Origin of the sequence: Vibrio sp. Y42_MX_L11, assembly GCF_024181785.1 — a bacterium.
GTDB lineage: Bacteria > Pseudomonadota > Gammaproteobacteria > Enterobacterales > Vibrionaceae > Vibrio > Vibrio diabolicus.
Window position 1 is genome coordinate 1 of sequence record NZ_JAMZAP010000015.1, and the last position, 24,241, is coordinate 24,241.

16 protein-coding genes are annotated in these 24,241 nt (G+C 44.1%); 6 read left to right on the forward strand and 10 right to left on the reverse strand.

The window, feature by feature from the left end; translation table 11 throughout:
• Positions 1–34: 34 nt before the first annotated feature.
• Complete coding sequence (locus NL643_RS15295) at positions 35–526, reverse strand: hypothetical protein (protein WP_253644789.1); 492 nt, start codon at positions 524–526, stop codon at positions 35–37.
• A 68-nt stretch (positions 527–594) separates the two neighbouring features.
• Positions 595–1,512 (reverse strand): leukocidin family pore-forming toxin, encoded by a 918-nt coding sequence (locus NL643_RS15300; protein ID WP_053809756.1) that lies wholly within the window; start codon positions 1,510–1,512, stop codon positions 595–597.
• A gap of 1,102 nt (positions 1,513–2,614) precedes the next feature.
• Between NL643_RS15300 and NL643_RS15305 the strand changes: the two genes are divergently transcribed.
• Both NL643_RS15305 and NL643_RS15310 read left to right on the forward strand, forming a co-directional pair.
• The gene (locus NL643_RS15305) at positions 2,615–3,589 is read left to right on the forward strand and encodes a DUF1852 domain-containing protein (RefSeq protein ID WP_253644747.1); all 975 of its coding nucleotides are present in this window, start codon (positions 2,615–2,617) and stop codon (positions 3,587–3,589) included.
• Positions 3,590–3,619: 30 nt separating this feature from the next.
• A complete protein-coding gene (locus NL643_RS15310; protein WP_253644748.1) occupies positions 3,620–4,648 on the forward strand; it encodes a methionine synthase in 1,029 nt (342 codons plus the stop codon).
• Between the two features lie 88 nt (positions 4,649–4,736).
• On the opposite strand, the gene NL643_RS15315 is transcribed toward NL643_RS15310, so the two are convergent.
• On the reverse strand, positions 4,737–5,756 hold the full coding sequence (locus tag NL643_RS15315; RefSeq protein ID WP_253644749.1) for a DUF2955 domain-containing protein: 1,020 nt from the start codon (positions 5,754–5,756) through the stop codon (positions 4,737–4,739).
• A gap of 9 nt (positions 5,757–5,765) precedes the next feature.
• Positions 5,766–6,830, reverse strand: coding sequence for an HlyD family secretion protein (locus NL643_RS15320; RefSeq protein WP_025507869.1), 1,065 nt, complete (start codon positions 6,828–6,830; stop codon positions 5,766–5,768).
• 99 nt (positions 6,831–6,929) lie between these two features.
• Between NL643_RS15320 and NL643_RS15325 the strand changes: the two genes are divergently transcribed.
• Positions 6,930–7,790, forward strand: coding sequence for a LysR family transcriptional regulator (locus NL643_RS15325; protein WP_005494676.1), 861 nt, complete (start codon positions 6,930–6,932; stop codon positions 7,788–7,790).
• A 150-nt stretch (positions 7,791–7,940) separates the two neighbouring features.
• The gene (locus NL643_RS15330; protein ID WP_167394169.1) at positions 7,941–8,483 is read left to right on the forward strand and encodes an isochorismatase family protein; all 543 of its coding nucleotides are present in this window, start codon (positions 7,941–7,943) and stop codon (positions 8,481–8,483) included.
• Positions 8,484–8,522: 39 nt separating this feature from the next.
• Here NL643_RS15330 and NL643_RS15335 read toward each other — a convergent pair whose 3' ends face one another.
• From NL643_RS15335 to NL643_RS15345, 3 genes are all read right to left on the reverse strand, one after another.
• Positions 8,523–9,419 (reverse strand): 1-aminocyclopropane-1-carboxylate deaminase/D-cysteine desulfhydrase, encoded by an 897-nt coding sequence (locus NL643_RS15335; RefSeq protein WP_253644750.1) that lies wholly within the window; start codon positions 9,417–9,419, stop codon positions 8,523–8,525.
• Between the two features lie 101 nt (positions 9,420–9,520).
• Positions 9,521–10,822, reverse strand: a complete 1,302-nt coding sequence (locus NL643_RS15340; RefSeq protein WP_253644751.1) for a HAMP domain-containing sensor histidine kinase — start codon at positions 10,820–10,822, stop codon at positions 9,521–9,523.
• A complete protein-coding gene (locus NL643_RS15345) occupies positions 10,819–11,496 on the reverse strand; it encodes a response regulator transcription factor (protein ID WP_048625732.1) in 678 nt (225 codons plus the stop codon). Before NL643_RS15345 ends, NL643_RS15340 begins: the two co-directional genes overlap by 4 nt.
• 560 nt (positions 11,497–12,056) lie before the next feature.
• Between NL643_RS15345 and NL643_RS15350 the strand changes: the two genes are divergently transcribed.
• A complete protein-coding gene (locus tag NL643_RS15350) occupies positions 12,057–14,153 on the forward strand; it encodes a methyl-accepting chemotaxis protein (RefSeq protein ID WP_253644752.1) in 2,097 nt (698 codons plus the stop codon).
• A gap of 103 nt (positions 14,154–14,256) precedes the next feature.
• Here the strand turns inward: NL643_RS15350 and NL643_RS15355 are convergent, their stop codons facing one another.
• The 3 genes from NL643_RS15355 to NL643_RS15365 all read right to left on the reverse strand — a co-directional run bounded on the left by NL643_RS15355 (position 14,257) and on the right by NL643_RS15365 (position 21,286).
• Complete coding sequence (locus tag NL643_RS15355) at positions 14,257–15,210, reverse strand: hypothetical protein (protein WP_253644753.1); 954 nt, start codon at positions 15,208–15,210, stop codon at positions 14,257–14,259.
• Between the two features lie 3 nt (positions 15,211–15,213).
• Entirely contained in the window at positions 15,214–18,735 is a 3,522-nt protein-coding gene (locus tag NL643_RS15360) for a T6SS effector BTH_I2691 family protein (RefSeq protein ID WP_047010003.1), read from the reverse strand.
• A 262-nt stretch (positions 18,736–18,997) separates the two neighbouring features.
• The gene (locus NL643_RS15365; RefSeq protein ID WP_253644754.1) at positions 18,998–21,286 is read right to left on the reverse strand and encodes a YgiQ family radical SAM protein; all 2,289 of its coding nucleotides are present in this window, start codon (positions 21,284–21,286) and stop codon (positions 18,998–19,000) included.
• 422 nt (positions 21,287–21,708) lie between these two features.
• Between NL643_RS15365 and NL643_RS15370 the strand changes: the two genes are divergently transcribed.
• Complete coding sequence (locus NL643_RS15370) at positions 21,709–24,165, forward strand: EAL domain-containing protein (RefSeq protein WP_253644755.1); 2,457 nt, start codon at positions 21,709–21,711, stop codon at positions 24,163–24,165.
• Positions 24,166–24,241 lie beyond the last annotated feature (76 nt).

A 24,241-nucleotide genomic window follows, 5' to 3' on the forward strand; every position in this document is an offset into this window, starting at 1 on the left:
CTGCTGACGGAAGAAACCAGCTTCAAAGCTGGGATCAAAAGAAAGCAGAAAAAAGCGAACCGTAGCAACAGCTACCTTTCGCAAGTCCTTGCAGGGCAAGGGGTTTCGTAATCTTTCCCTGGATAGGAACCCCTTGTTTAGCTAATGTTCGTAATTGTTTTTGCTTTTGCTCGTCGAATGGATAGTCGGTTGTACTGATATAACTGACCTGTTCAGCTTCAATAAAATCGTACAGTTCATTGCTCAATTCATTTAATGGGGCAGATATCCAAGGTGTAGCTGAAATGACGTCGGAAGAGGCGTCATTGTTATTTTGTGGTGTTGGAACGGTAACCACCTCTTGAGCAGCATCGCTCTCAGGAGGCGTTACATTCATTGTCGCAGCGTCTTCTGTCTTGATTTGCTCGTCAAAGCTTGCAACAGAATCGCTCTGGGAATTCTTGTTATTTGAATTAATTAGAAATATGGCGAGTACTGCACCAAGTGCTAGCGCCGATCCAGTCAAGAGTTTTTTATTACTTGTCATGTCTTACCGTTTATTTCATTAGTAAATACGGCGGCCACTTATTCACTCCGTGGCCGCAGGCTAATAAGTTAGTGGTAGAGCGCGTCATTCCAAGAGATAGTTACGGCTCGGCTAGTCTCTGTCCATTGACTACTATCACGATTTTTCTTCCAGGTATTTTCTGGGGTGGTATACCAGCTACACCAGTCACGACCAAAGTAGTAATTGGTTTTTCGCCAACCTGCAACCAGCTTGACTTCTGATGTATCTAGGCCATCTTGAATATCGTTTTTTCGATATACAACACCGACTTGCGGTTTAAAGTCAGAGCGCATCACGACAGGTAATTCGCTATAGTCAATTAGGTTGCCCATGTCACAGCTGGTCCAACGGTACAATAACCAGTCTTTAGGTGGAGTATTGTGTCGGATAGTCTGGTTTTCGATAAGCCAATTAATGCTCTCATTGGTCTGATCAAAATCAGCCACCGTCTGAAATTCTGGTTGATCGTAAGTTACGCGGTTGCTCCAGGAGATACCACCGCTAATATTTGGAGAATCAGAAGCACTGAAGCCAAGATTAAAGTCCAGAGACTCACTGACAGATGCTGTTGCAATAGTGTTTTCTGGAGCATGGCTCATATGACGTAAAGGGGCACCATTTAAATAACTCAGTGCCAGTTTAAAGGCTGTTGGGATTGTGTAACGGTAGTCTCCACCGGTGGCAAAACCATAGATCTGCTCTTTATTCGGTACATTAGTCATGTCGAAACCAGAACCTCCGTTTAGAAGCAACTTGGCTTCCTTAGCTCCATTCGGCAGCAAAGATTGGTTCCAGACATTTTCTAAGGAGTAAATTAAGCGGATCTTCTTCGAGCGTGCATCGCTATCATCGAGCTGTAGCAAGGTCGAAGTGTAAGCTTTTAATGTATCTTCAGCATGTGCTGGAGCTAGAGAACCAAGTAATGCGAGCGCGATAATACTCGCGGAAAGATGCTGTTTTTCCATTGTTGTTTCCTATTAGTCAGCCCATAAAGGTTATTATTGGTTTTTAACAATAACTCTATGGGTGTTTTATAATTATGGACAGGTTATTAATTGGTGCTCAATAATTGAGCGGTGAAATATTGCATCTTGTTTTTTAATAAAAAAAGGAAAAGTATAGATTCGTGGGATTAATGTCTCATAGTTTTTAAATTCATTACTCAACTATAATAAATAAGAATGTGGTTATTAAGTCTTACCTTTTTAAGTTATTACTTAATTTTTATTTTCTAATGTTATGTTTAAGTTCATTATTGATAGAAGTGAAGTTTATAAATGTTAACCATGTTATTGCTGAGGTTTTTGTTATGCCAAACTAAGTAAAGTGTCGTTATGTGGTCATTACGGCTTCCTGAATTTAATTTAAATTAAAACAGAGGTTTATGTTTGTTTTATTATTGGTTGTTTCGAGCTTAATGTAATAGTTGGGTGACAAAGTTCGTCAATGAAGTTGTCATATTCGTGTATGAGGTTATATGTGCTTTTAAAACAGAAAAATTAAACTTTACGTTTGAGATGGTAAATATAGGAAAAGAAATAATTAAATAATCATGTTTCCGAGGATATAAAATGTAAGGTACTTTTAATTAAACGAATGCTTGAATAAATTATGGAGTGTGAAAAAAGTGCTATTTAAGCTACGCTGTCCTATATTCCAGGTAGCATCTTGTTTATACAATGCGTTTTCTAGGCTTAAAACTGGTTTATGTACTGTTAATCCCTTATCAGTTTCTTAATTACACATATTGGCAATATGCTCGCCAAGTTACGTGTATTGGTGTCAATGAATAACAGTATCTACGATAGTTCCCTCTGGGTTGGAACTCCCACTATGAATTTCTTTCATGTTCAATGTGAAACAATACCAATATTACTCAACTCGTGAAGCAAGTATAAAAAAAGGACTGCTCTGGTGTTAGGCACTGCGACCGTCATTTTTAGTACGAACTGTTCGTCGTAAGTGCTGTGCAACCTAACGATTGGGAAAACCAAAAAACAAAAATGTCCCCATGCACAGAGTTAGGAAAAGTCTGCTTTATCTAAGGAAATAGGATACCAACTCACGATGAATAACGATTTCACATTTGCTATCAAAAGCATTCGCTTTGATGAGAATTACCAACCATCAGACAACACGCGAATTACTACCAACTTTGCTAATCTGGCTCGCGGAAACTACCGCCGAGAGAATCTGCGCAATGCACTCCGAATGATCGACAATCGTTTTAATGCGTTGGCATATTGGGATAACGCGCAAGGTGACCGCTACTCAGTAGAGCTTGAAATCATCTCTGTTGATATGGGTATCCAAGGCAGTGGAGAAGCCTTCCCAACGATTGAAGTGCTCAAAACTAACATTGTTGACCACAACACTAACGAGCGCTTCGAAGGCATTGTGGGTAACAACTTCTCTTCATACGTTCGTGATTACGACTTTAGCGTTTTGCTGTTGGACCACAACAAAAACCAGCCCCGTTTCAGCATCCCAGCTAATTTCGGTGATTTGCATGGCAAACTGTTCAAAGCTTTCGTTAATTCTGAGTCTTATAAGCAGCATTTCAAAAAGCTGCCGGTGATTTGTCTGAGTGTATCGGACAACAAGGTATACCGACGCACCGAAAATCAACATCCTGTTTTGGGCTTTGAATATCAGCCGAACGAATCTTCGTTGACTGAGCAGTATTTTAAAAAGATGGGCTTACAGGTGCGCTACTTTATGCCGCCAAACAGTGTTGCACCATTGGCATTCTACTTCTTCGGTGACTTGTTGAACGATTATTCAAACCTAGAGCTTATCAGTACGATTAGCACGATGGAGACATTCCAGAAGATTTACCGACCTGAGATTTACAATGCCAACGCGGTTGCCGGTAATTGCTACCAGCCAAACCTAAAAAACCTAGACCACTCGCTAACTCAAATCGTTTACGACCGAGAAGAGCGCAGCCAACTGGCGATTGAACAAGGGAAATTTGCCGAGGAGCATTTCATCAAACCTTATCAATCTGTGCTTGAACAATGGTCTGCAAACTACGCGTAATCGACAACGAGAATCTAGAAAGGAATGACGATGAAAACACTATTACCGACTTCAACGGCTGGCAGCTTACCGAAACCTTCTTGGCTAGCGGAACCAGAAAAACTTTGGTCACCGTGGAAACTGCAAGGTGAAGAACTGATTGATGGCAAGCGCGATGCGTTACGTGTCGCTTTGCAAGAACAAGAACTGGCAGGCGTTGATATCGTCAGTGATGGCGAGCAAACTCGCCAACATTTTGTGACGACCTTTATTGAGCATTTAAGCGGCGTAGATTTTGAAAACCGCAAAACGGTGACCATTCGCAACCGTTATGAAGCAAGTGTTCCGACTGTGGTTGGCCCAGTAAGCCGCACAAAGCCCGTGTTTGTCGAAGATGCCAAGTTCTTGCGTCAGCAAACTAAGCAACCTATCAAGTGGGCGCTGCCAGGCCCTATGACGATGATCGACACGCTTTATGATGATCATTACGGTAGCCGTGAAAAGCTGGCTTGGGAATTTGCAAAGATCCTCAATCAAGAAGTGAAAGAGCTTGAAGCGGCAGGTGTCGACATCATTCAGTTTGATGAGCCTGCGTTCAATGTGTTCTTCGATGATGTGAACCAGTGGGGCATTGCATGTTTAGAGCGTGCGATTGAAGGGCTGAAATGTGAAACGGCGGTGCATATCTGCTATGGCTACGGCATTAAAGCGAACACGGATTGGAAGCAAACGCTAGGCACTGAATGGCGACAATACGAAGAAGTATTCCCTAAATTACAGCAATCGAATATCGATATTATCTCGCTCGAATGTCATAATTCACGAGTGCCTATTGAGTTGCTTGAGTTGATTCGCGGTAAGAAAGTGATGGTTGGTGCGATTGACGTTGCAACCAACGAAATTGAAACGCCAGAAGAAGTGGCGAACACACTGCGAGAGGCATTGAAATACGTTGATGCCGACAAGCTTTACCCATGTACCAACTGTGGTATGGCGCCTTTGTCTCGTGAAGTATCAACCGCTAAGCTCAATGCGTTAAGTGCGGGAGCGGAGATTGTTCGTAGAGAGCTTTCTGCTTAAGTTATTCAAAATATTTTCCCTTTAGATAAACAAAAAACCAAGAGCTCGGTTCTTGGTTTTTTCTTAAAAAAGACGTTGTAACTTCGCGCTAATTCATTTCTAGCTGTCGAACTTCAGGATGCTTTAGCAACATCACACGAATCCAGTGATGCACCACCCACATCACCATCGCGGCGAGCAGAACCGCGACGAAAATCGAGCTGAAACGGTACAAGATCGAAAAGAACGCGTCTTTTTGTTCTGGCACCAATGAGGTCGTCAGCGGAACCGATAGGGCAGACATGGCAGAAAACGCGATAGCCGCTTTAATTTGCCCCTTGGTGAGCCACAAGCAGAATGGCCCCATTGCAATGGTAAAGGCGAGCCAAAAGAGTAGCCCATGCCCATACCAACTGCCCAATATCATCTGAACAGCCATCCCTGCGATGCAGCCTAGTGCGGTGCCGATGATGCGAATTTTTGCCATGGCGAGCGAGCCCGCTAAAGTCATTGGGGTTAGGATGATCAAAATGGAAGCTTGTGCGGATAGCGAGTCATATAAGTCCGCTACTTGGAATACGATAAACGCAGCCATCGCCACTACCCAGCCCATGGCAACTTGGCTGATGTAGTCAATATCGCTTTTTACTGGGGTCGACATCTCAATGTGCTCGGCGGGGGATTTTGGCTCCGGGAACAACCAATACGCGAATGCGCAAACAAAAATATTGCTGAACGCCATCACCCACATGTTGACGTTGAACTCTTCAATATCCATGAAGTTATAGCTGGCAAAATTCAACACAATTGAACCCACCAACAGCCCCATGTAACCAAACAAATAGGTTTTCTGGTTCATCATTGCAATGCACTTGAACAGCATCATGATTCCGACGGCAACGGTCATTAATGTTGGATGAAACTGCAAGTATTCCAGCAAAAATGTGGCTTGTATGGTTGTCCACACCGCAGAGAAAAACACGATCAATAGAGCCGAAAGATTAAAGTTGTCCATTCTGCCCAAAATAAACAGCGGCATCATGATGGCAAAAAATCCGTAAGACCAACCGAAGATCATGCTTAGCGCGAGCCCTAAAGAGCAGCCGAACCAAATTCGTAAGGTTTTCATTGTCGCCGCCTAGTAAATGAAGTGGAACCAGCTTGCGAGGTGAATCTGTGCTTGCGCCATCAACTGCCAGAAAATGCTGTTGTCTGGGTACAAAACAATGGTAGCGCGAGAGCCGACAAACAGTGCTGGTGGTAACTCTTCGCTGCTGGTTAGGTTCACTCGTGTACGCTGCGCATCACGTACCCAGCGGTTGTTCACTTCCACTTTGGTTAGTGCGCCATTAGGCGTTTGTTGTGCGGCTGCTACACCGTAATCGCGGCTAGCTAAATCAAAGTCGTACACCGAACCTGGGTTGGCATCAAATGTGACCAAGGCGTGGAAAGTCTTGTCTACGTTCGCAACGGATTTTTCACGAAAATCAGCGGCTACCCAGAGTGATCCGGTTGGTACAAACGTCAGCAATGGCATGTTGGTGTTTGCCATCGTGCCAACTTCTAGCTGCAGGTTGGTCACGACACCATCACTGGGAGCGAGTACCGCGGTATTTGCCAAATCAAGTTGCGCCTTTTCGATCCCGTTTTTGGCAATTCGAACGGCGGTGCTTTGACCTTTTTGATCGCCTAATTGCGCCTCTATGACTTTTAAGTTTTGTCGTTCCGCTTTAAGCGCTGCACGTGATACCTGATTTTGGGCAAAGGCATTATCGAGTGTCGATTGAGAGATGACTTTCTGCTTCGATAGCGTCAGTAAGCGGTTGTACTCGCGGTGTGCATTATCAAATGTCGCTTGTGTGCGGGCAATATTGGCAAGAGCGGCTTCGCGTTGAGAATACAGCGTTGCTTCCTTTTCATAAGCGGATTGCAGAGACAGCTCCGCCTGTTCAAGCGCTATCTTGTATTTACGATCATCAATCGTAAACAACACATCGCCTTTTTGAACGGACTGGTTATTCTCGATGAGAACATCGGTCACTTTACCAGATACCTCGGGCGCGACTTGGACAACGTATCCTTGCACTCGTCCTTCGGTCGTTAAGGGGGCGTGGCGGTCAGCAATGATAATGTACAAAAATAGTACGATGAACAGGACAATCAAAGTTCGCATCCAGTGTTTGAATTTTTGGTCAGCCGTCATTACAAGTTCCGTTAAACATATTGGATAGAGGATTATAGAGAAGTCACTCACAATTCAGTAGAATGATAATACGAACATAAATGACCTAAAAATAGGACAATGAACGTTAGTTTTGATGATATTTACCTATTCACTCAGACGGTGGTTCACGGCGGTATAAGTGCAGCGGCAGAGGCGAATCAACTACAACGCTCAAAAGTGAGTCGTCGCCTGCAAGAATTAGAGAAATCGCTCGGGGTACAGCTTTTGATCCGCACAACACGCAGCATTGAGTTGACGGAGCACGGGAAACGCTTGTTTGAGTTGGTGGGGCAGCCTATTGACCATATTCAGCAAGGTTTAAATGCCATGCACGAATATCAACAAGAGCTGACGGGCAAGGTGCGTTTAGCCATTCCTTCCGCATTGATGAGCTCTGCCGCGTTTAACGCGATCATCACCGAGTACACAACGCGGTATCCGGATATTTCGGTCGAGATTGAAAACCATCAAGAGAGTGTCGATCTCAAGCGTCAATCGTTTGATTTGCAGCTTCTTCCGAGCGTGGTCAAAGTCACCGATGACAGCTATGTGCAGTTCAGTCTTTTGCCTTATCGTAGTCACTTTGTTGCGTCAAAAGCCTATCTAGAATCGCATCCGCCAGTAAAAACGGTGGAAGATCTTAAGCAGCATCGCCTTTTAACTAATCGTTACAATGCCGATTTGCTCGATTCAGATCTGCATGTGGCGTTGCGTTCGGATGACCTCAACTTGCTGCGCTCGATGGCGATAGCAGGAAACGGCATCGCGTTTATTCCTCAAATTCATTCTAAGCCTGCATTGCGAGATGGTTTGTTGGTCGAGGTGCTGCCTCAATTCGCGCATCCGAAGCAGCATCTTACTCTGATTTATCCCTCGGCCTTATTTCTGCCCAATAAAGTCAAAGCCTTGATTGAACTAATTCGAGAGAAATTTAAATAGTCAGTTCAAACCACACTTAAATAAGGGCAAATGTGTGAGCGAAGGTCATCTTTCTAGGTTTTATTGATCTAACATGAAAGGGTTCTGATACATTAACTGTTGCTCAACTTGTTGAGTATGGTTTGTGGTCGCACAAGATAGGAGATGGAAATGTTATCGAAAGGAAACACGGGCCTGATTGTGGTGGATGTTCAGGGCAAACTCGCTACATTAATGCATGAAAGCAACGCACTGATTGAAAATATCACGAAACTGGTAAAGGGTGCCAAAGCGCTAGATTTGCCTATTCTGTGGCTAGAACAGAATCCAGAAAGGTTGGGCTCAACCGCGGAGCCGATTCGTGAAGTGCTTGAAAGCACGCATTTACCTATTACCAAGTACACGTTTGATGGTTGCAAAGAGGCGACGTTTAAGGTCGCGGTGGAGAACGCGAAAGTTGATACCTGGTTGGTTTGCGGTATTGAATCCCACATTTGCGTCTATCAAACCGCGGTTTCTCTGCGCCAGTCCGGTTATCGCGTTGAATTAGTCACGGATTGTGTATCTTCCCGAACCGCTGCCAATAAAGCGCTCGCTCTTGCGAAGTTAACCGCTAACGGTGTGGTGCTCACTGGGCTAGAAATGTGTTTGTATGAAATGGTCGAAGATTGCCGAGCACCTGAATTCAAAGAAATTCTGGCGCTCATCAAATAGTGTAATCACTGGAATCAACAACAACTTTATCTGAACACGCTATTCAAATTCTCGTTGATATCTTGGCAACATCGACTCGTTGCCAAGTAACCCGCCTTGGTGAATGTAAATCACCGTTTTATCTGTGTTCTCTTCCAACCAAGGGGTGAGGCATTGCCACATATACGGGTCGTATAACAGGTCAAATTCGAGGTCGGTTTGCTCAAAGAGCGCTTTCCATGTGATGTAATCTTCTTCGTACAAGCGACCAAAATGGTGTTTGTTGCGCACGGTTAAAATGGTTGGGTGGCTGTTTTCACCAAGCTGGTTGAACTGCTCAGTTAAGTAATCTGCATTGCCTACGCAAGGGCAAGTTAGCACTTCTATGCCGTGTGGGCTTAAATGTTTATGAAGATATAAAGCGGTCGTGCCAGTGCCTGATGGCAGGGCGACGGTAAACTGTTCTTTACCTCTCAATCGCGTCCAATCAAGAATTTCTCGTGCTAACTGTTTGATGCCAGCTTCAGCGAGGTGGGAACGTCCACCCTCTGGAATAAGCAATGTCGACTCATCTAATCTTCGTACCTGGTGGACGTATTCACTAGGGTGGAGTTCGCTACCGATGTCTTGCATGGCGGTGATTTTCATACCCAAATCGAGAGCGCCGCGGTAGTTTCCGATGGGGGAGCTTTTTAGCCAAGATGGAATGTGATGAACATAAAACTCAAATGCCCAACCTTTAATCTGGGCGAGAGCCGCTAGCGAGTACATGGCATTGGATTGAGCAGAGCCAAAGCTTATTAACGTGGTGATGTCGGGATTTTGCTCTTCCATTAACGTCATAAACTTACGTGCTTTGTTCCCAGAAAAGTGGGAGTGGAGCATGTCGTCACGTTTAAGGAAAAATTTGTGCCCATTAAAGCTATGTTGGGTGATAGGACTTTCTGAGAGTTTCATGTCGATGCTGACGGAATAAACCGTGTCACCTTTGCCATTTAAAAAGGTGGCACAGTGTACCCGTTATTGAATGAAGATCAAAAGTATCGAGATCTTGTGTTCTACATTTCTTCGTCTTGCGACTCGCCATCAGTTACCTCGGTTGAAAGATCGATAGTAGCCACGCAGCCGTCATTTGGATGTGTATCAATAGTGAATTGCCAGCCATAGCGTCGGCATAAGTCGTCCACAATCATGAGTCCCAAACCATGGCCTTCGGCATCTGGCACGGAAGAGAAGCCTTCGCCTTCATCTCTCACCGACAGTGTGGTATCGGTCATGGTGATATGAATCGTTCCCGCTGACGTGGCTGCAATGCCGTTGCGAATTAAGTTACTCAACGTAATGTTAAGAACTGCAGTGGTCGCTTTGGTTTGCGGATGCCCCAATATTTGTACACTAAATTCCAGCGATTTTTCATCGGCTTGCGCTTGGCTAAGAGCAACGATGTTGTGAAGCTCTTGCTCTGATATGGTTCGAACGGGGCTGTCGTCGGTGTTGCGTTCATATCGCACCAAACCCAACAAAGCATCAACCATGGTCGACATCTGCAAAGTGGCATCTTGAATACGGCCAATCTGACGTTCTTGAAACGATGTACTTGGACTTCTGGCTAGCAAGCTGCTTGAGCCTTTCATCACTGTGAGCGGTGTTCTCAGTTCATGGCTGGCATATCGTGCAAAAGCTTGTTCACGTTTAATCACTTGATTGATTTGATGTCGATATTCATTAAGCTGATTTGCGAGCGTTTGGAATTCATTTGCAGAGCCTTCAGGGACAACAAATTTTTGTGTAGTGTCACCTTGATGGCGGTCCAGTTGTGTTTTTAGGGCACTGACAGGTTCAATGAGACGCAGAGAAAGTCTCGATAATAGGCTGCCAAAAATCAAAAGTAACCCGATGACAACCGCCAGCACCATAACGAGAACAAACATGAACTCGTTAGATGTAATTTCTATCTCATCAATCAGAGAGATCAGAATAATAGGATGTTCCTCTCCATCTTGCGTGTAGGTGCTCATGTAAATCATGCGAGTGTCTGGTTCGTCAGCAACTTCAGCGAGAAAGTACTTTTTATCTTGAATGAAGGGTTGATAGAGCTCAGGGACGAGATTGATGTCGTTGTATGCCGTTGTCAGTAAATCTAGTTTGATGATTCCGCTATCAGGATGGTTTCGAAAGTGCTCAATCGCCTCTTTTTTATCGATCATAATACGTCGTTCACCGACGCGATCTTCTGACCATAATAGCGCTCCGCTAACCAATGCGAAGCATAGCAAGCCAATCACAACCGACACTAGAAGGAAGAAGAGTTCAAGGCGTCCGGTTAAGCTTTGTGTATTGTTAAATAAGCGGCGAATCATGCCCCGGGCTCCAATCGGAAGCCGACTTTTGGAATAGTTTTCAAAACGTGCTCTTTGAATGGTTTGTCGAGCTGCCCACGCAATTGATAAATATGGCTACGCAACACATCGTTATTTGGCTCATCTTCTTGCCATAATCGGAATGCGATTTCTTCACGCGTCACAACTTCGGGGGCATTTTTGACCAGCATTTCTAGAATCGTATACGTGGTTGGATTCAACGCCAACAGCTTATCTTGACGGTAGGCTTGATGCGTTTTTTGATCGATAGACACTTCGCCATACTGGAGTTTGGTTGATGCAACCGTACCTCGGTAGCGTTTAATCAATGCAGTCATGCGTGCTTCAAGAATATCGAGATCAAACGGTTTGGTGAGGTAGTCGTCGGCGCCGTGTTGGAAGCCTTTGAGCATGTCATCTCGGCTATCAAGTGCGGTCAGCATCAACACCGGAGTGTTATTACCCGCATCACGCAGCTTGTTGCACAGTGTTAGGCCATCCATGCGCGGCAGCATGAGGTCGAGCAAAATGATGTCAAACGCATTATCCATCGCCAGTTTTAAGCCTAGCTCACCGTTGTCGGCATAATCCAGCTGCATGCCAGCACACTCAAAATAATCGAACAACATTCCCGCTATTTCACGATTATCTTCTACCAAAAGTACACGTTTCATTTATTCTTATCCAATCTCGATAAATTCGAATGTTGATCTTAACGAACATTATTCACTATAGGTGTGAAAAAGTTGTCGACAATGATTTTCTCACCTTTGTGTCGGTTTTCAATGTCTAACTTAAATACAGTTGTACCTGTTTATTTATATCTATCAATACTGATTGAAATATAAATGGTATAGATTGGTTGGTTCTGTTAACTACATATAAAACATGAAGATACTGAATTATTTATGTGACACTGAGCACATTATTAATAATTGCCAATCTTCACAAGTGCACTTGATAGGGAAGGTTCTTACTTTTTATAAAACCATTTTTTAGATATGGTTATTGCGTTTAAATACAAACGCTTAGATTCTCTTTTTTGAGATAATTCAATCAAATCAATGGGTTCATGCACAGGCGAAACGCTGCATTATTTAATTTTTATTAATAAAATTGCATTTTCTGTTCTTTAACTGTTCATAAACGAAAGTCTCCTATTAACTTTACTTGTTTAAAATCCATGATCCTTCCAATGCTTAATGCCAAATAAAAATCAATTTGTGAGGCTATCATGTTTAACAGTATACGCACTCGAATTGCTGTCAGTGCGGGTGGGGCAATGGCCTTCACTCTATTGATTGCAATGGGTATGACAACCAATGCGTTCACGCAAGTGAATGAACAAATCACTACAAAAGTAAAATCTCAACTGACCGAAGCCACCACGACCGACCTGAGCAATACGGCGATTCAGCAAGGGCTGAATATTTCCAACCAGTTAGAGCCAGTGTTGGCGAACTTAAAGCAAGCGCGTTCAATTATCGAATTAAGCGCAGAGACGGCCGCAACGCCAGACATTATTGTTAAACAGTTTATTGCGTCGCTAGAAGCTCAGAACAAAGCTGTGTTTGCTGGTTACATGGTGTGGGAAAAGCCATCGTGGGTTGAGCCAACGATTCAAGACAAAAGCCTTGGCTTTAATAGCGAAGGCTACTTAGCGCCATTCTTTTCGCCAAATTCGCACAACAGTTTTGATGTTGTGGCGATGGATAGCTTTAGCAATACTGAATTAAACAACAACGGTGAGCGTAAAGACGATTGGCACTTGATGCCTTTCGAAACGGGCAAAACGTTCGTGATGGAACCGTACATGTATCCGGTTCGCGGCAAACAAGAACTGATCACGACCATCAGCCAACCAATCAAGTTACGTGGCGAGATCATCGGCTCTCTCGGTTTTGATTTGTCATTGAACGAGTTACAAAGCCAAAGTGAAGATTACGCGAGCGACTTGTTTGATGGACAAGGACGTATTCTGATTTCTTCGTGGAAAGGCATCACGCTGGCGAACAGCAGCCAAGCGGATCAAGTGGGCAAGAAAGTCTCTCATGAGTTGGCGTCTCAATGGGCTCGTATTCAATCCATTGCGAAACAAAAAGGCGCAGGCCTTGTGATGTTTGGCGGGGATGAGTATGCGATTACTGCAATTGAAACCAGCGATGCACCTTGGATCGTTATGGTGTCGGTTCCCAGTAGCTTCCTTAAAAAGAACGTGGATGACTACGAGCGATGGAGTGAAGAACAAAGTGCAGAAGCTCTTGAAAAGGGAGTGTGGGCAGGGATTATTGCGGCTCTGATTGGTATTGTTGCGATGACGATGATCGCGACCTCGTTGGGCAAAGTGTTAACTAACTTAGTGGAGCGTTTTAAAGACGCAGCACAAGGCGAGGGTGACCTAACTTACCGCATTGAGGTGAAAGGTAAGGACGAAACCGCCCAACTGGCGCACTGGTTTAATACCTTCCTCGCTCGCATTCAGGAAATGCTTTTAACCGTAATGGCGACGGCGGATCAAGTCGATAAAAGTGCAAGTGAAGGTCAAGCTCGCGCGGCAGCTTCGAGAGATCAGCTGAACGTTCAAGTGAACGAAGTCAACTCGCTAGCAACGGCGATTAATGAGATGAGCGCAACCGCACAAGAAGTGGCAAATTCTGCGGTACAAGCAGCAGCGGCGGCAAGCCAAGTTCAAAGCAATAGTGCGAATGGCATGTCGCGTATGGACAATGCTGCAAGCGCGGTGGATAACCTCGCTTCGCAAGTGAATGATGCACAGCACCAGACGCAGAATTTGGTGGCTTCAAGCACGGCGATTCAGGGGATTCTGAGTGAGATTGGTGGCATTGCCGATCAAACCAACTTGTTGGCTCTGAACGCTGCGATTGAAGCTGCGCGTGCTGGTGAAGCAGGTCGTGGTTTTGCTGTGGTAGCCGATGAAGTCCGCAACCTTGCAACGCGCACACAAGGCTCGACAGAAGAAATTCGTGCAATGTTGGCTCGTTTGGAGCAAGAAACGCAATCAATCGTCCTGTTAATGGAGCAAAGCCAGAAGCAAGCGGTGGATACTAAAGAAGAAACACAAGCAGCGCAGTTGGCGTTGGCCGAAATCAACCAAGCTATTGAAGTGATTAATGATATGAATAATCAGATCGCTTCAGCGGCAGAAGAGCAAAGCTCGGTGTCAGAAGAGATCAACCGTAATGTGGTTGTGATTAATGATACGGCGATGGAAGTGATGGATACTATGTCATCTTCGGTAGCGATCAGCAATGAACTGACAGTAAAATCGAGAGATCTTCACGGTGAGTTGAGCAAGTTCAAGTTGTCTTAATCAAGTAAGTGAAAGAGTTTAACCCAACTTAAAACGTTTATTTCTCACAAAACAAAAGGCTCCAGAGTTACCTCTGGAGCCTTTTTTTAATGCTTGCTGCAAACTATGAAGCGGGAGTTGCTTGCTGTTCATCAGCCGCTTTTAAGCGTTCGATTTCAGATTCCGTTTGCCACTTGCCGTTGTAAAGGTATTCACGCTCAGGAAGCGGGGCATTTGACGCCCTTAAATCAAATACCTCATCGGTTTGATATTCTTTACTACAAACAGGAATACTAAAGAGCCTTGATTCTGGCTTTGCTTCAAACAACTTTTTATGGTCATCGACCTCGGTACAATTCAGTTTGTAGACCTTTGACAGTTGCGCGACCATGGATTCTAAATCCGCTTCAGTTTTAAAGAAAACATAACAATCGAATCGATCTTGTGAGCGAAAGATAGTCTTATGAGCAGTATCTCGATATCTGCATATGTCATGCTTAAAATAGAACTGGATCACTTTCCTTTTCTTGTTGTAGTCCGCAAAAAGCCAATCTTCTCGTTCGCCCACTTTAACTTCTGTTCGTTCATCAGGCTGGCGTTTTAACATACCAAATGAAAGCAAAATGAAGGCACCTGCTCCAGCTAATGCCATCGGACCAACCAGTGCTACCATAATCACACACACCACTGCACCTATCCAGCCAACAGCTTGCGTAGCGGTATTTACCCATTTAGGCATATTGCGACGCTTTTTCATCACAAAGCCTTTATCTGAAAAAATGTAGTCATATCGATAATCGAGGCCAATCGTAAGGTAAAAAGCTCCAGACACCATCACCGACAAAATAAAAGAAAAAATAGTTACGCCAACCGTGTCACTCGTGTGTATAAACAAAGTTAATAGGAATGGGGCGATCACAAATGGAAACGCAAAAAGTTTAAAGTAATAGCGAAATGGTTCCTCTACATCATACTTATGCCAAGTTGTTACATTATCACCTGCGAGTATTTCCTGCTCTTGCGCCTCTTGATAAACTGCTAATTCTTCTGGGGTGACGTAAAATGGTGAATATGCCAAGGGTTACTCCTTAAAACCTAATGTGCCAACAACTGAGGTGAGTGACTTTTTAATGATGTTTTGTTTGGTATTGTCTGAAATTACGCTATGAGTTGCACTCTGTTTTACGCTATTTTGGAACCAATACTCACGCTTTGATGGGGCATCATCTTCCACATCATACGCTACTTGCATGGCAAGGTATTGATCGGTCTCTTTAATCGGCAATGTTACCTTATACACCAGTAACTCTTTGCTAGCTTGGCTCTGTGTTTGTAGCGTGACTAAATCTGCGTTTTGATACCAAGAGCCGGACGTCAAATCATCTTCTGTTGCCTTGGTGTTGGTACTCACTGTAACACCATTCGTTGCAGCACGATGTGGCAGCTGAATATGCACTTCCAAGCCAACTAGCTCATGATGCGTATAGCCTGGATAAGCCTGTATTTTTTCAATAGGCTGATGGTATACCGTTGGCTGTTGAATAATAGATTGTAAGTCAAACAGTGCTTGTTGCACCAATGCTGAATTGTGCTTCTCTCTTTCGGGCAAGCTTGCAGATTGGCTCCACTGAGTACGACTCGGGTGATAACCCCAAGGCAGTTTATCTAACCATTTTTGGAAATCATCTTGTTTCAGTTTGTTGAGTTTATAATTGATGGCTAGGTATGTAACTGTAAGAATAACTAAAGCTGCCGTTATTGGGCCTCCAAAAAGTAAGTTAGTCGAAAAAGTACCAGTAGAGGCTCCTACGAACTGAAACGCACCAATCGCACCAGTTAAACCAAGCGTTACGGTATTTGCTAAATACAATTTGCTTTCGAGACCATAAACGTCATCTACACTCTGCCAAGAACGGTAAGCCTCAATACCTGAAGCCAGCGCTCCTAAAGCACCTGTAATCGCGAGCCATTTATTAAAAACTTTTAAGTCATCTAGAATCAGGTTTTCAAAGCCTTTTGTATTTCTGTCTACTAAATTTTTAAGAGTTTTTAGCGAATGCTCTCTGAGCTCGTCACTGCCCTTAACCTTATCCCATAGTTTCCCAGTACGAATGCCCGTCCAAGCTCCGGCAGTGTAAAAAAGCTTTTGTTGAATATCTAAGAAATCATCTTGAGACATGAGCCCTGTTTCTTGAATACTGTTCATTGCATCAGCAAGTGCGAGGCAGTTAAAAATCAGAGCTAAGAAGCCTAAACCACCCACATCTTCAAACCGTTTCTTAAGGTTGTTTAATCTGTTATCCCATATGTCTTTACGCATTTGAATTGTTGCCTCAAGTACGTCATCTGGAAGTTCTATATACTGTGGGTATTCCAACGTCGCAACGGCTAAACTTTTTTGAAGGTGCCGCTGTTGCTGGAGAGCCTTCTTATACTGCGTGTTTGATATAGTTTTATCACCCTTGTTGAAGGCTGCTAAGACTTCCTTGTTTTGGTTAGATGCGACGAGTTTTTTATCATGATTGGATTTCCAGGTACCAAAATTTTGAGCGTAGCCTTTATTGACATTGATTGGAGTATCTATCGACAAACGTTCTACAACGGCAGCTCTTAGGTAAAAACTTGTTCGGGTGAGCGGTCTTGACAATAGAGATATCATTAAGATAGACGCTTGGGCTGTTAGGCTAACGCCAACCTCTATTACCCCCTTCAATAAAGCGCTGTTAGTCGCTTTGAATATGCTATCTAGCTCATCGAATCCTTTTGCTATATCTCTTAGAAACTCGGTTTCTGCAGTATTTGGGTTAGAAATAAAGTCCATTACTTTTGCATACATACCCACACGGTTACTTGCTGCCGAAACGTAGTCCATGAACTGTTTGTCTGAGCTTTCAGTGTCTGGAGCATTTTTGGCGACGTCTACTTCACCTACCTGATTTGAAACTTGTTCAGGAATTAATTTCTCCACTTGTTTAAAGAGACTACGACTAAACCCGGAAGTGTAGAGTGCGAGTAAACTGGTTGGTTTCTCCCATTGGCTTTCAGCCCATTGGCGGTCTTCTTCTTGCATCACCAGAGTAAATGACTCAACGGCTTGCTTATGGAGTTGATACAAGCTGTACTGCGTGTCTTCGCTGTATAGGTCGAAGGTTCTTTCGAGATGATGAGGTGTCAAAGATTCCATTACAGCAATAAAGTCGCTTTTTACCGAGACAACTTCGGCAAGCATGGTTTCTTTTTGCTCTGACAGCTCTTGCATTTCGCTCAGCATTTGCTTCCAGTTGAGCTGCTTGCGCCAGCGTTCAGTCGCTATCCATTGTTCGTATTTACCAAATCGACTCGCGGAAATTCGATATTTGTCCTGTATTGCTTTGGCAATGTCACTTTGGGTATGTTGGTGTGATTCAATCGCTCCAGCGGAAAATTTAGCAGGATAGCCTGATTGAACTGAGCTTTTATTCTGCTCTGCCAAATCGAGTTGACTGGATGAGTCATAATATTCTGCCATGTCGGTATAAAACGACAGCTCTTCACTGTTACGTTTAACGCTAGCTGGCATGTCTATATTGTCGCTTGCCCCGAACATGCACAGCTGCATGGCGGTCTGCATTAAGTTCCACTGGTTTGAAAACTGGTCAATGAAAAGGCGGTAGGGACTTGCAGCGCCAACAAAATGCAGCGACATATCTTGAATGTCTGCGGCGTAATCTTTTATCGCGACGAAGTAGCCCGATTCTTCTTCTGGAATTGAAGAGGTTAAATCACTCTCGGCTGCGACAGGTTTAAAGATAGAACCATCTTCATCAGCTTTGGTAGTGATGCCGGAATCCGCAAAACGCCCATCATCAACGGCGGAAGATTCAATATCAGCCACTTGAGTTAACTTATCGATTGGTGCAATGTTGGGCTGATTATCGTTTGCAGACAGGACAACAGTCTGCATTCGATCGATATGATTACTCGGATTGTTAAGGACGCGCATGAACATGTTCCATGTCCAACGGTGTTCTGAGTAACAAATCGACAGCACACTCCCGTCTTCGTAAGTAAGGAAAGGTTTTGCACCTTCTGGTGTGCCACGCTGTTCGGACTCTGGGCTTTCCGACTCTCCTAGCTTGTAGAGTGTGAATTGCGTTCCTTTGATTTCATATTCGTCTAGGCTTTTGTTGATTGCATCATAGACATACAACCAACCATCGCGAAGCTGACGAAGGGTATAGCCAACGGTATTGAGTTTGGCTGGGCCTTGGCCTTTCCATTCTTCAGGCAAACCAAAAGATTGTGTTTCTTCCGTTTCTAGCTGATCGATGGCGTAGCGAACAGGGATGAAGTGTGCCGGTAAAGCCTCTGTTGGTTCTTTCTCGTTTTTTAAATTGAGAGGTTCTGGTTCTGACGGCGGTGGCGGATCGATTTTTTTTGTTTCTCCCTCCCAAAACATACTGCGCTCTGGGGGTGAGCCAGCAAGATCATCGGATTCCGTGGTTGGAACGATATTCAGCGATTTCAGCGTACCATCGCTTTCAAATGCCTGAACGGCCTCCTCATAGGTATAGCTGTTGTCGTGCCAGAACATCGAAGTTTTTGGAGGAAGTGGATTACTCATCGTTAGCCCATGTTTAAGAGTTTTACTCTATTACGCAAATATCGCACCAAAATAAAGTAATTAAAAATCAATGGGTTAGTTTTGTATTGTTTTTCTTCAATCAAATAATTGTTTGTTTTTCCAATAAGTTGGTTGGTGTTTACCATTTTTTGTATTGATTGAATCAAAGTTTGAGTTGTGAGTGATACCTCAATGAACCGACAAAACAAAAGGGCTCCAGAGTTACCTCTGGAGCCCTTTCTAGTATTTAAGTGCTAAAGAATTAACGACGCTTTGGTTTACGTTGACCAGCTGGTTTGCCTTGTCCTTGTGGGCGACCTTGACCTTGTGGCTTGCTACCTGCTGGGCGGTTTGCACCGTTGCCGCTAGGACGTTGGCCGTTGCTTGCAGGGCGTTGACTACCTTTTGAACCGCCTTCAGAGCGTTTGTTCAAATGACCACCGAAGCCCGGTTGGTTTTTGGTATGTTTGGTTGCAAAGCGGTTTGCCCCGTGACGACCAGATTTACGACGTTGTGCAGGTGTTTGTGCTTCAATGTCTTCCGCAGGAACGAGACAGCCTTGTTTGTCACCAATCAAATGTTTTTTACCCATGCTGATTAGGGCTTCACGGATCATTGGCCAGTTTGCTGGATCGTGGTAACGCAACAGCGCTTTATGTAGGCGACGTTGACGTTCACCTTTTGCTACAGGTACATCTTCACGTTTCTTATACTTCACTCGTTTCAGAGGGTTTGTCTCTGAGTAGTACATCGACGTTGCGTTACACATTGGCGAAGGGTAGAAGTTTTGTACTTGGTCACACTCGAAGTTGTTTTTCTTCAGCCACAGAGCAAGGTTCAGCATGTCTTCGTCTTCTGTGCCTGGGTGCGCAGAGATAAAATAAGGGATTAAGTACTGCTTCTTGCCTGCTTCTGCACTGTATTTCTCGAACATCTCTTTAAAGCGATCGTACGTACCCATGCCTGGTTTCATCATCAGATCAAGGGGACCTTTCTCTGTATGTTCCGGTGCAATCTTCAAGTAACCACCTACGTGGTGAGTCACAAGCTCTTTTACGTATTCTGGTGATTCAATCGCAAGGTCGTAACGTACGCCAGATGCAACCATCACTTTCTTCACGCCTTCAACTTTACGCGCTTCGCGGTATAAATCGATGGTGTGTTTGTGGTCTGTATTTAGCTTGTTACAGATGCCCGGGAAGACACAAGAAGGACGACGACAGTTCGCTTCTGCTTTTGGATCTTTACAACCTAGGCGGTACATGTTTGCAGTCGGGCCACCAAGATCGGAAATTGTGCCGGTAAAGCCCGGAACTTTGTCGCGAATTTCTTCAATTTCGTTAATGATTGACTCTTTCGAGCGGTTTTGAATGATTCGACCTTCATGCTCGGTAATTGAACAGAAAGAACAGCCACCAAAACAACCACGCATGATGTTCACAGACGTTTTGATCATGTCATACGCTGGAATTTTTGCTTTGCCGTACATAGGATGAGGAACACGCGCGTAAGGCAGGCCAAACACAAAGTCCATCTCTTCGGTCGTCAATGGGATTGGGGCTTGGTTCACCCAAAGCTCACGGTCCCCATGGCTTTGAAGTAACGCTCGACCTGAGTACGGGTTCGTTTCTAAATGCAATACACGACTTGCATGAGCATAAAGAATGCGATCGTTTCTTAGTTTTTCAAACGAAGGCAGGCGAACCGCAGTTGTCGCAGCATCGTGGCGTGATGGGCGAATCGTGATTGGTTGTGCAACTGGCTCATCTTTTTTAGTTTCACACTGAGTTTCTACTTCGTATGGGTTCTTTGGTACGAACGCTTCTTTACGAGGTTTTTCAATGCGAGAAGAATCGATAACTGTGTAGCCTTCTGGCGCGGCTGGCAAGTTCACGGCAGTACCACGAATATTGGTCATGGTGCTGATGTCTTCGCCATTTGCGATGCGATGCGCTACTTCTACAAGTGCGCGTTCTGCGTTACCGAAAAGTAGGATGTCTGCTTTTGCATCAAATAGTACCGAACGGCGAACTTTATCTGACCAGTAATCGTAGTGTGCAACACGGCGTAGGCTGGCTTCGATGCCACCTAAAACAATAGGTACTTCTTTGTAAGCTTCACGACAACGTTGAGAGTAAACCAAAGTCGCGCGGTCTGGGCGTTTGCCACCTTCGTTATTTGGTGTGTACGCGTCATCGTGACGAAGTTTTTTATCCGCGGTGTAACGGTTGATCATGGAGTCCATGTTACCCGCAGTGATCCCGAAGAACAGATTTGGCTTACCAAGCTGCATGAATGCATCTTTGTTTTGCCATTCTGGTTGAGCAATGATACCGACACGGAAACCTTGTGCTTCTAGCAGACGGCCAATGATAGCCATACCAAAGCTTGGGTGATCCACGTAAGCATCACCGGTTACGATGATAATGTCACAGCTATCCCATCCTAGGGCGTCCATTTCTTTGCGACTGGTCGGCAAGAAAGGTGCCGTACCAAAACACTCTGCCCAGTATTTTTTGTACTCATGAATAGGAGTGATGTTATTGGTCATATTTTGCTCTCTGTTCCAGGGAGCGCGAATTATAGCGATTTGAGGATCAGGTATCTATACCAAACTCATCTATTCAAGCTTAGTTCATCGAGTTTTATTTGGTTTGCAAAAATATCAAGGCCATATCGGCGATTTTATGTCTAATATCACCTTGAAAGCCTCATGGTTATAGGTCGAGTCGTGAAAAATGTCGCAATGTTAATACAACCAATAAGCAATGATGTGCTTATTAAAAACAACGCCTATAATCAAATTAATGCATAGGAAAATGCAAAAAGCCGAACAAGCTCTGAAAAGGTTCTAAGTCGATTGGCTTACGTTGCCAGAATCTATTTTACAAGAGGATCAGCAGGTCCCAAATGGAATAAGGCACGTTGACTACGAACCCTGAGCATGAGGCTAATTAAAAAGGGGGCTAGGGAATGAGTGACTCAACAACAATAGCACATGAAAAAGTGCAACCGACATCCAATCCGACTCCAGTGATTGAATGGTCTTACAAGATTGATACTCGCGAGTTCGAATGCGACCAGCAAGGAATGGCAAATGCTTTTGGGTTAAATACGCCTGTCACCTGTTTAGATGATTTGTTTGAGCATATGCTGATGGGGCAACAGGAAACACTAAGGCAACGAATTTTAGAAGTGGAGATCCTAGGTGGGCAAGGTCGTTTTTCTTGTTGCATGATGCTTAATGAAGCTCGCTTAATACATGTCACAATTAGCTTTGAAAAGCTCAATGAGCGTATTGTTCAAGGCTCTATCATCCCGCAATTGACGATCACTGGCTGCGAAGAGTTAGCGAAAATTCTCGAAACGATATTTGATTTACCGAACGTAGGGGTTTTAGTCGCGGACGAAGACACCCGAATCTTAGGTTGTAACCGTGCCTTTGAATTGCAAATGGGTTATCAAAACCGTGATTTGGTTGGACTTAAAACCTATATCTTTAGCACATCTCACCATAGTCAGGCGTTTTACGACCAACTCTGGCAACATATTGATGATGAAGGATACTGGAGCGGTAATTTATTGAGTAGAACTGCAAATGGTAGTAATCAGGCACATCATCTTTGTATCTATCGGCTAACGTTTCATTCTGGACGGATTCTTTATCTCGGCTTCTCTACTGACATTTCGGCTTCCTTGTTGTGGATGAAAAATCGCTGTGAACAACAACATGATTGGTCAGCGTTTTTGCCTTCTAGAGAAGAGTTCGAACTGCAATTAGCTAATTTGGCGAACGAAAGTGGGAGTAAAGAACTCAATATCGTCATGACTCTCAGACCAAATTTTTCTGAAAAATGCTTACTTGAACAGCAATTAGGCTTCGCCGATTTTATTATGCGAAGCCGCTACACCAGTATAGCGGGTCAACTTTCTAGGGATGTGTTTGTTGTCTGTTTACAAACTCCTCACTGTCAATGGCTAAGTCCTTTACGTTTGATTCAAATTGCAATGAAAGGGTTCTTCACTGAGCTTAGGAATGAAATGGGAACAAAAATGCATACCACTATCGTCGAGGGACAAACGGGTGTGTCAATCCTCGGCTATGATACTAACAGGCCAAAGCAAGCGTTAGCGCATGCAGCCCAGGCGATGTTGTCCTCACTTTCTGGAGAAGGTGGCTATTTTAATTTTTATAATAGTGAGCTTCATTCTGAGTTAGTAAAACGCCAGCATTTAGAGGCGTTTTTGGAAGCGCAAATAGACAGTGGGCTGGTGGATGTTCATTTTCAACCAATAATTGACAGCCGAACTGGTAAAGTCGTTAAGTTCGAGGCCTTAGCGCGCTTTTATCATGAAAGTGATGCCTATAGCACTCAAGAGATGATTACTGTTATTGAAGATTTAGAGTTGATTGCGGCTCTGGATGATGAGGTTTGTCAAGCCGCGCTCAAACACTTTCCGCGCTTGCAAGACATATATGGCGAGGAAATAGGGTTAACCATCAATCGCTCACTGAATACTAAATTGGATTCGCTCCAGGTTCTTCAGCGTTCGCATGACCTAATTAAAGCCAGTGGTGTCGATCCTAAACGAGTCACGATTGAGCTGACGGAAACAGCGTATTTTGAGCAAGACGAAGAGCATACCCAAGCGCTAGAGCAAGTGCGCAAAGAGGGCATTAAAATTGCGATTGATGACTTCGGTACAGGGTATTCTTCTTTTTCTTACCTAGAGAAAGGGCAGTTTGATTTACTGAAAATCGACCGAAAATTCGTTAAGAACATTCAGCATGGCAATACCAGTTATAATATTGTCAAAATGGTCACTGATCTTGCTCAGCAAATGAATGTAAAAGTGGTTGCCGAGGGCGTGGAGTCAGAACAGGAGCTTCAAACATTGGCTGAAATAGGTGTGGATTACATGCAAGGCTTTTTGTTCTCTCGTGCTCGGCCTGTCGATTTGATGGAGAAAGCGGAAAGTTACGAACATTTGTTTTCGGATGTTACTGTTAAACCAAAACAAGATGATGTATTGCAATCACTGAGCCATGAAGAGGTCAGGCACCTTGAGCCCGGGGAACCATTATCGTTGGCGGTGGAATATATGAATTTAAGTCCAAGTTCGCCGTTGGTTGTCATTAACGAAAAGCGCTGTGTTGGCTTAGTTACCAAAGAGCAAGTTAACTTACACCTAACGCCTTCCATGGGGACAGAATTAGAGACTGAGCGAGAAAATTGGATTTGGAAACGCCCGGTTAACCAGATAATGAGCACGGAGTTTGTGCTCGTCAATGCGCATTTGTCCGTCGCTGCTATTCGAGAGCTAATCAAAACAGGCATTCGCTTCCCGTGGGTTTTATGTGATGAAAAAGAAGAATACAGAGGCGTGTTAACTCAAGAAGATGCGTTGAAGTATCTCGCTTCTTGTTGAATAAAAAGTCTCGCTGTTCTAGTACATTTGGGGATAGACTTTCGGTGGTTTGACGATAGGTGATTTGCTATTATCG